General features: G+C 42.8%; 1 protein-coding gene. It reads left to right on the forward strand.

From position 1 onward, the window contains the following. Position 1: 1 nt before the first annotated feature. The coding region (gene rpsJ, locus V7149_RS13610) for a 30S ribosomal protein S10 (protein WP_335346163.1) at positions 2–236 on the forward strand (235 nt) is incomplete at its 3' end.

The raw sequence follows: 236 nt of genomic DNA on the forward strand, positions 1-236 counted from the left end.
TATTCGTTTAAAAGCGTATGATCACAGAATCCTTGATCAATCTGCTGAAAAGATTGTTGAGACTGCAAAACGTTCTGGTGCGGCTGTATCTGGCCCGATTCCATTACCGACTGAAAAGTCTATCTACACAATCCTTCGTGCGGTTCATAAGTACAAAGATTCTCGTGAGCAGTTCGAAATGCGTACGCACAAACGTCTAATCGACATCGTTAACCCAACACCACAAACGGTAGATT

Origin of the sequence: Bacillus sp. JJ1503 (assembly GCF_036965125.1) — a bacterium.
In the GTDB taxonomy this organism is placed as follows: domain Bacteria; phylum Bacillota; class Bacilli; order Bacillales; family Cytobacillaceae; genus Cytobacillus.